This window comes from Mycobacterium sp. 050128, assembly GCF_036409155.1.
Classification (GTDB): Bacteria; Actinomycetota; Actinomycetes; order Mycobacteriales; family Mycobacteriaceae; genus Mycobacterium.
On record NZ_JAZGLW010000023.1, the window covers coordinates 1 to 6,703 of the forward strand.

Below are 6,703 nucleotides of genomic sequence, written 5' to 3' on the forward strand. Positions count from 1 at the left end.
CGAGCTGACACCGATCAAACGAAAGCCGCCCCGGACCAACCGGGGCGGCTTTCACCTGCCTCTTGACAAAGAATGCCTACATATCAGTTGTACTGCCCAGGCAGGTTGGTTGAACAGATGTGACGACACGCTGTAGCGGTCGTTGGTGGGTGAAGGTCTCCTGTCGTGGAGTGGAGCTGCTACCACTTCACCGCACGAACAGGAGACCTTCATGGTCCACGCTAATGCCGTATTGACTCCTCGTGGGCGCTTGTTGCTGGCGCGTCGAGTCGTTGACGAGGGCTGGCCGATCGTCCGCGCCGCCGAGCATTTCCACGTGTCTTGGCCAACTGCCAAACGCTGGGCGTCGCGCTATGCGGCGATGGGGGCGGCCGGGATGACCGATCGGTCCAGCCGACCCCACCACTGTCCGAAGCGCACACCACAACCGGTGGTGCGCAAGATCGTGCATTTGCGATGGCACCACCGGCTTTCTCCACTGGCCATTGCGTCTCGGTTATCGATGCCGGCCTCCACGGTGCACGCGGTGTTGGTGCGGTGTCGACTGAATCGGCTGTCGCACATTGACATCCGCACTGGTGAAGTCATCCGCCGCTATGAACATGACCACCCCGGTTCGCTGATCCACGTCGACGTCAAGAAACTGGGCAACATCCCCGACGGTGGGGGCTGGCGCTTCGTGGGGCGCGCTCAAGGTTGGAAGAACCGACGATCCATGCCCACCGCCAAACGCAGCCGGTACCGCAACGAGTTGATGGGCCATTCCTTCGTGCACACCGTGATCGACGACCACTCCCGAGTGGCTTATGCCGAGATCCACGACGACGAAACCGCGGCTACTGCCATCGCGGTGCTGCGCCGCGCTATCGCTTGGTTCGCTGCTCGGGGCGTGGCTGTCAAGCACGTGCTATCAGACAACGGCTCCTGCTACCGCGCCCATGCCTGGCGCGACGCCTGTGCTGAGCTGCACGTCACGCCCAAACGGACCCGCGCTTACCGGCCCCAGACCAACGGCAAGATCGAACGCTTCACCGCACCATGGCCGCCGAATGGGCCTTCGCCCGCCACTACTCCAACGAACGCACCCGCCGCTCCGCCCTACCGGCCTGGCTGCACACCTACAATCACTGTGAGTCTTCACTCCTCGATCGGGAAGGTCCCACCCATCACGCGGTTGACCAACCTGCCTGGGCAGTACAACTAGTCGATTCAGAGCCACGCTCCTAATGAGGCCGGGGGGCGTGAACTTCTGCATCGGGCGCTGGCCCGGCTCGGTAGTGTGCGAAGGTGAGCGCCAAATCCGCTCGCTGACTCTCCTTGAGCAGGTCAATGCTTCGCGTCTGCGATACCTACGCTGACTGCCCGGCGTGAACTAGGCGCAATGCGTACCCGGACCCACGGCCGAACGCGGCTGTCCTCGCGACCGTTGCGCCGCCAATTATCACGACGGAACATGTGGGCGACACTGTACGCGGGCTGTCGTCGGCTGCGACCCCACCAAAGGCACACTCTAGCGCGAATCGGAGTTTGCGTCGCGCCGCGCGGATAGACGTGCCAGATCTGCGAAGCGATGATGATACCGGCAGGGCAGGTAAGCGAGCAGTTTGGCGTGTGCAGAATCGCAGCGGCGGAACGGGACCAGAGCAAATGACTATGCCCGTTCGGAATAGACGGCATCGTTCCGTCGCCGAAGCGGGTTCTCAGCTGAGCGCGGAAGTCGTACACCGTGCGTCGCCCTCTTCGCAGTCCCATACTCCACTCTTTCACTGGCCACCGCCGCGACTAGTCATATGAAGGAGACGAAGAAAGCATGATCGCTACTACGGAGATCGGGTCCGTTGCCAGGGCATGGGCCGCCGAGAATCTTCGGGGCTTCTACATGTGTCCCGTCACTCCCCTCAGCGAGGACTTCGAACTCGACGAGGAAGGCTTGCGGCATAACATCGACGCCTTGGCAGAAATGGGCTGCGCGGGTCTCGTCGTCGGCGGGGTCATTTGATGCGCATCATGATCCTCGGCGCCGGCGGGCTCGGTTCGGTCCTCGGAGGTTACCTGGCAACGACGGGCGTTGATGTGACCCTGGTGGGTCGGCCGGCGCACGTCGAGGCGATCCAACGTGACGGACTGCGGATCGTGGGCCGCCGGGGCGACGTGCTTGTCGGTGATAACTTGACGGCGGTCGACCACGTCACCGACGCCATAGGGCCCTTTGATTACCTCATTCTGGCGGTCAAAGGGAAGGACACCGCGCAGGCCCTGACCGATGCCGATCCCATGCGGGACGTCGTGACTACCGCCCTGTCGGTGCAGAACACCGCGGAAAAAGACGCGATGCTCGCACATTGGCTCGGTCGCGACCGGGTGATCGGCGCCTCCACCATCGAGGGCGGGGTCTTGGTCACGCCAGGCCTTGTACGCAACCACCTTTCGGCACGCGTGACAGCGTACTTCGGCGAGCTCGATGGGTCGCAGAGTCCACGTGTGGACGCCATCGCTGCTGCCTTCAACGCTGCGGGCCTGCCTGCGGAGGCGGTGGCCAACATCGAGCAGGTGGAGTGGGAGAAGCTGGCCCAGATATCGCTCGCCGCTGCGTGGTCGGTCACGACGTTGGGCACGATCCGGGGGACCTCGGTGTTTGAGGGCATGGAGGTACCCGAGGGGGCTGCGTACTTCGTCGCGCTAGCCAAGGACCTTCTCGCGGTCTACCGGGCCAAAGGATACGAGCCGCAGAACTTCTATGCACCACTGTCGCGGTTGAAAGAGCTCGACGCCCTCCCGACCGTTGAGGCGATCGAGTTCGTCATCAAGCAGGGCAAAATGATGCGCGAACAGGGAAGCTCGGGCTACCCCTCGATGTACGAGGATGTTGTGCGGCGCCGCAAGACCGAGGTCGACTTCATGCTGGGTCCTTACCTTGCCGCCGCCGAAACGCTGGGCATCGAGGCGCCAGCGCTCCGGACCGCTTACCAGATCATAAAGACCATCGACCGGTTCCTGGAATAGGCGCTTTGCGTGCGATCTGGGATCGGGAATGTCGTTGCGGGACGGCGTATTCGGGCCATGGTTGGGGATGTCGAGGGGTGTTATACGGCGCCTACCTATGTCAAACGTTGCATTCATCGGCTGCCGGGTGGTAGCTGGCCGGCCCGGCGAGTGATTTGTCGAAGTGCTGGCGAAGATGTGTGAGCGCCGCGCTGGACACCACCATCAGAACCAGGCGATTCATTCGCCGCCATCTGCGGCTCTTCGCGGGTCTAGCTGAAACTGCGCAACCGCGGCGTCCGCGTCGGCCGCAAACGAGTCGGGCGGATCATGCTCGAAAACATCAGCGCGAATCGGAGTTTGCGCAGCGCTGCGGGGATAGACGCGGCGAGCACCTCAGCCGAAGCTCGATATGGGCCGAACAGCATTGGTCTCGTTCTACGTTCGCACGCCTGCAGGATTGGATGTGGAATACGGATAGGGTTAGGTCACCGTGGACGACGACAATTCGACAGTCGCGCAATGTCATAGGGAGGTGCGCGGCATCGGATGGTTGCACAGACCCGTCTCCGCTGGGCTGGCCATCCGCGCGTGTTGATGCCCCAAAGGCGCATCACCCGTCTGCTCGAAACCGAAAGCGGCTTAAACCTCGAATACTCGTAACGTCAATTTTCTGTGCGGCACAACCGAACACAAGTTTGGAGATAGGAGATGACATGTCCATTGTCGGCAGCGAAGGCGACATACAACAACTGATCACTGCGGGCAAGGAAAGCCTTGTGAAGGGGCGACTACCCGCCGGGCTGGTTGCCAATGCGGAGCTCTATGAGCTCGAAGCCGAGCGGGTTTTCGGCCCGTGCTGGCAGTTTCTGGCTCATGAGACGGAGGTGCCGCAGGCCGGCGACTATGTGGTCCGTTACCTGGCGGGCAGTTCGATCATCGTCGTGCGCGGTGAAGACGGCACGGTACGAGCGATGGCCAATTCGTGCCGTCATCGCGGAACGATGTTGTGCCGCACCGAGATGGGCAACACTTCACACTTCCGGTGCCCGTATCACGGGTGGACATATAAGAACACCGGAACCCTCGCTGGGGTACCGGCGCAGCAGGACGTTTACGGCGTCGAAATGGACAAGAGTATGTGGAGCCTGACCCCTGTTCCACACGTTGATAACTATGGTGGCCTGATCTTCGGTTGTCTGGACGATAAGGCACCCTCTCTCGCCGACTACCTGGGCGATATGACCTGGTATCTGGACCTGATCACCAAACGCAGTCCGGGCGGTCTCGAGGTGCGTGGTGAACCGCAGCGATGGATTATCGACGCCAACTGGAAACTCGGCTCGGACAACTTTGTCGGTGATGCTTACCACACGCTGATGACGCACCGTTCGGGGGTGGAACTCGGTCTGGTTCCGCCGGATCCGAAGTTCGCATCATGGCCAGCGCATATCAGCCTTTGCAACGGTCACGGACTCGGCGTCCTGGGTGTGCCACCCGGAGCGCCGATGCCGCCCTTCATGGGCTACCCACAAGAGATCGTCGACGGACTCCTCGCGGCATACGGTGACCAAGAGCATGTGGATGTCTTGCGGGGCACTGGATTCATTCATGGCACGGTGTTTCCTAACTTGTCGTTTCTTAACGTCTGCATCGGTAAGGACCGCAACTCCCCGCCGGTTCCAATGCTGACGCTGCGCCTGTGGCGTCCGTTGTCGCATGACTCGATGGAAGTGTGGTCATGGTTTCTCGTCGAGAAAGAAGCCCCCGAAGCGTTCAAACATGAGTCGTACGAGACCTACGTCCGCACCTTCGGCACTTCCGGCGTGTTCGAGCAGGATGACGCCGAAACGTGGCGGGCTATCACAGCGGGAACTCAAGGTCGTCTTAACGGCAGCCAGATGCTGAACTTCGAAATGGGCATGGGGGTGCTTGACAGCGACGACACTTGGAAGGGCCCCGGCCGCGCGCTTTCCAGCGGGTACGCGGAGCGGAATCAGCGTGAATTCTGGGGTCGCTGGTTGGAGTTGATCAGCGATTCTGGCAGCGACGACGTGGGTGAGCACGGCGCACAGCCACGGCTGGTACGGAGCCCGATCGACGAGCAGGCCGTATAATGATTAGCCATGTAACCGATTGTCTAGCAATACAATTCGTTGAAACCAAGATGGATGGTGTGTGATGGTTGCGACCATAGAACAGCAGCTGCTTCTCCGGGCTGAGGTAGAGAATTTTCTGTTCGATGAGGCTGAGCTGCTAGATGACGGCCGGTTTCACGACTGGCTGGAACTTTGCGCCGAAGATATTCGCTACACGATCCCCGTGCGCCTGAGCAGAGAGCGCAGCAAGGGTGATGGCAATTCGACGATGATGACGCACTGGGACGATGACTACAGAGGGTTGCAGCTTCGGGTCTTACGTTTGGACACCGAATACGCATGGGCCGAAGATCCGCCGTCACGGATTCGTCACTTCGTGTCTAACGTGCGGGTTCGTCCGGTGGACGGATCCAACGAATTCGATGTCCGATCCGACCTTCTGGTGTTCCGCAACAGAGGTGACAGTCAAAAGCATGACCTCATCTCCGCAGAGCGCCATGACCGCATCCGGCGTACGGAAGCGGGTTTGCGGCTGGCACGCCGGCGGGTCGTGCTCGATCACGCCGTCATCGGTACCCACAATCTGGCCTTTTTCCTCTAAAGGGACCCGGTCTAATGCACCAGTTAGCGCTCCGAAGGTAGTCCAGTGACCGATCAGCCGGGAATGAAAACGACGATCGCGAACGAGTTCGCCACCGTCACCGTTAGCAAGGTATATACCCGCAACGGAGAACGCCTCGAGATTGCCAGCCCCCGCCTCGGGTATCGGATTCAGCTTGACCCGATGGAACTCGAGAGTCTGTCTTGGCAGCCGAAGGAGACGTTCTCACGGCTTCTGTATCACCCATACGGACCCGGCTAATACAACTGCCACGGTTTGGGATGCCCATACCGCTCCGTCTGCGTCAAAATTTGCAAGCGACTTCTGCTGTAACCGGAATTGGCTTGCTCGGGCCGAATTGAGGGGCCTTTGGATGTTGGTCGCCGCGCCCGGAATGAATCGCCTGTAAGTCTTTACCGGGCCAGCCGGGTAAAGACTTACAGGCGATTCACTACGCCGGAACATCACCATTGACCGTCGCGTCGGGCAAGAAACGCGCCGTGTTGGCCCGCCACGTCCGCAACCGCCGCCTGTATGGCGCGATCGACCAATGGGCCTGCTGGGCTCCTACGATCAGCCGCGCCGCCCGCACCTTCTACGACCAACGCCGCGCCGCCGACGACCTACACCACAAAGGCCATGCGCGCCCCGGGCAACCGACTCGTCGGCATCCTGCGCGGCTGCGTACACCACCACAGCATCTACCACGAACACACCGCCTGGGCCCACCGACAAACCAACCCCAACGGACATGCGGCTTGACAACTTACGAACCCGGGATTTCCAACCGCGGCCGGCCGACGTCGATGCCGCCGCCGTCGATTCCGAAGCGCCATCCGATCGTGGACAACCGTGTGGTATGCGACAGGCGGGGACGGAACCATGGCCACTAGTAGTGGCCGGCGAATCGCACATGCTGATCACCGTGATCGCGCTCATCGAAAATCCCCAGGTGTGCTCGCCGAAATTCCTCACCTGTGAGCAGCGGTCAGTGTAGTGCTTGGCGGTTTCCAGTGGTGGT

The 6,703-nt window shown here is 61.1% G+C and carries 6 protein-coding genes and 2 pseudogenes; 7 read left to right on the forward strand and 1 reads right to left on the reverse strand.

Features of this window, described 5'->3' with window-relative positions; translation table 11 throughout:
- Positions 1-211 precede the first annotated feature (211 nt).
- The 3 genes and pseudogenes from SKC41_RS31495 (at position 212) to SKC41_RS31505 (ending at position 3,003) form a co-directional block, all read left to right on the forward strand.
- Positions 212-1,204: pseudogene (locus SKC41_RS31495) on the forward strand (IS481 family transposase).
- A 606-nt stretch (positions 1,205-1,810) separates the two neighbouring features.
- Positions 1,811-1,999 (forward strand): hypothetical protein, encoded by a 189-nt coding sequence (locus SKC41_RS31500; RefSeq protein WP_042909998.1) that lies wholly within the window; start codon positions 1,811-1,813, stop codon positions 1,997-1,999.
- Positions 1,999-3,003 carry a ketopantoate reductase family protein gene (locus SKC41_RS31505; RefSeq protein WP_042910000.1) on the forward strand — a complete coding sequence of 335 codons (1,005 nt, stop codon included), beginning with the start codon at positions 1,999-2,001 and terminating at the stop codon, positions 3,001-3,003. Before SKC41_RS31500 ends, SKC41_RS31505 begins: the two co-directional genes overlap by 1 nt.
- A gap of 100 nt (positions 3,004-3,103) precedes the next feature.
- Here the strand turns inward: SKC41_RS31505 and SKC41_RS31510 are convergent, their stop codons facing one another.
- Positions 3,104-3,226 carry a hypothetical protein gene (locus tag SKC41_RS31510; protein ID WP_330981539.1) on the reverse strand — a complete coding sequence of 41 codons (123 nt, stop codon included), beginning with the start codon at positions 3,224-3,226 and terminating at the stop codon, positions 3,104-3,106.
- Positions 3,227-3,698: 472 nt separating this feature from the next.
- Between SKC41_RS31510 and SKC41_RS31515 the strand changes: the two genes are divergently transcribed.
- The 4 genes and pseudogenes from SKC41_RS31515 to SKC41_RS31530 form a co-directional block, all read left to right on the forward strand.
- Entirely contained in the window at positions 3,699-5,099 is a 1,401-nt protein-coding gene (locus tag SKC41_RS31515) for a Rieske 2Fe-2S domain-containing protein (protein WP_042910002.1), read from the forward strand.
- Between the two features lie 64 nt (positions 5,100-5,163).
- A complete protein-coding gene (locus tag SKC41_RS31520; RefSeq protein WP_042910003.1) occupies positions 5,164-5,682 on the forward strand; it encodes an aromatic-ring-hydroxylating dioxygenase subunit beta in 519 nt (172 codons plus the stop codon).
- A gap of 45 nt (positions 5,683-5,727) precedes the next feature.
- Positions 5,728-5,943: a dihydrodiol dehydrogenase gene (locus SKC41_RS31525; RefSeq protein ID WP_226069256.1), complete on the forward strand. Its 216-nt coding sequence runs from the start codon at positions 5,728-5,730 to the stop codon at positions 5,941-5,943.
- Positions 5,944-6,131: 188 nt separating this feature from the next.
- A pseudogene (locus SKC41_RS31530) lies at positions 6,132-6,444 on the forward strand (IS110 family transposase); the annotation flags it as partial.
- Positions 6,445-6,703 lie beyond the last annotated feature (259 nt).